We start from the raw sequence: 1,415 nt of genomic DNA, 5'->3' as shown, positions 1-1,415 counted from the left end.
ATTCATGGTGGTGCAACTGGATATTTAGTGGGCGAAGAAAATCGTGGGCTGGAGTATATGTTCGTGATGATGAATGCAGCTCGCTTTGCAGTGGGTATGCAGGGTATTGCGGTTGCAGAGCGTGCCTATCAAAAAGCGGTGCAATATGCCAAAGACCGCGTACAGAGTCGCGATCTAGCCGGCTCTCCAGGTCCTGTAGCAATTATTCATCAGCCAGATGTAAAGCGGATGCTGATGACTATGCGCGGCTATATCGAGGCATCTAGAGCCTTGGCGTATTACGCGGCTGCTGCTTATGATGCCCAACATGCTTCCCCTGATGAAGCCTCTCGCAAGCAGAGTCAAGCAGTTTATGAATTTCTGGTGCCGATTGTGAAAGGTTTCTCAACTGAAATGTCGATTGAGGTAGCCAGTCTCGGTGTGCAAGTGCACGGTGGTATGGGATTCATTGAAGAGACAGGCGCAGCGCAACATTATCGTGATGCTCGTATTCTGACAATCTATGAGGGCACTACAGCTATTCAGGCAAATGATCTGATTGGTAGAAAAACGGTGCGTGATGGTGGCGCAACTGCAAAACTATTCTCTGAAAAAATTCAGCAAACTGAAAAAGATCTCGCAAGCAGTGGCACCGCAGATGCAAAGGCAGCGCTGAAGCAATTAACCGCTGCACGTATTGCTTTTGAATCTGCTGTTGAGTTTATTGTGGCAAATTCAAAGACAGATGTTAAGGCTGTCTACGCCGGTAGCTTTGCTTACTTACGTTTATGCGGCTTGATATTGGGTGCCTGGCAAATGGCACGTGCCTTACTGGCTGCGCAGGAGCTACGCGCAGGTGATCCTAATTTTTATGATGCCAAGATTGCCACTGCACGATTCTTTGCAGAAAATCTCTTGCCACAATCTCAAGCTCTAGCAACCTCGATCCTAGAGAGCGGTCATTCCACTAATGCCCTGTCAGCGGAACAGTTTTAGGATTTAAAAAACTGTTATTGCCATTCAAAAAGCTATCTGCATTACTGGGATAGCTTTCTTGCTTCCTGAAGCTGTGAAATAAAGAATTGCTCAAAGGCAATGGCGAGGAAGGTCATCATGACGCCAGCGCCAAATACTAAAGAAAAGATCACAGTTAATACAACCGGCCAGCCTGATTTAGTGGCTTTGCTCGGATCTATGTTTGGATTAAATTCTGCATCCCACTTTTCATCAGCACGTAAACCATAAGCTATGGTGGTTAGCCAGCTCGCCTCGAAGCTGATAAAGCCAAAGGTGATGAGAACCCAACCAGGCGCAGAATTAAATTGCGAGTCTTTGAGAATCAGCCAACCAGCAATTCCACCAATAAATGAAAATAGTTGAGCCCAACCCCAGAAGGATTTAAGTCCTTGCAAATAAAAACAGTTCAAGCCAGTCCC

At 46.4% G+C, this 1,415-nt stretch carries 2 protein-coding genes; one reads left to right on the top strand and one right to left on the bottom strand.

What is annotated here, in order from left to right:
• A partial coding sequence (locus B7X71_RS16860; RefSeq protein ID WP_293601591.1) for an acyl-CoA dehydrogenase occupies nt 1–975 on the top strand: 975 nt, incomplete at its 5' end.
• Between the two features lie 41 nt (nt 976–1,016).
• On the opposite strand, the gene B7X71_RS16855 is transcribed toward B7X71_RS16860, so the two are convergent.
• Nucleotides 1,017–1,415, bottom strand: a 399-nt coding sequence (locus B7X71_RS16855; RefSeq protein WP_293601590.1) for a hypothetical protein, incomplete at its 5' end; no start/stop codon positions are given.

The organism is Polynucleobacter sp. 39-46-10 (genome assembly GCF_002282275.1).
Note: the sequence above shows the minus strand (reverse complement) of the source record. Positions and strands in the feature narration are given on the sequence as shown.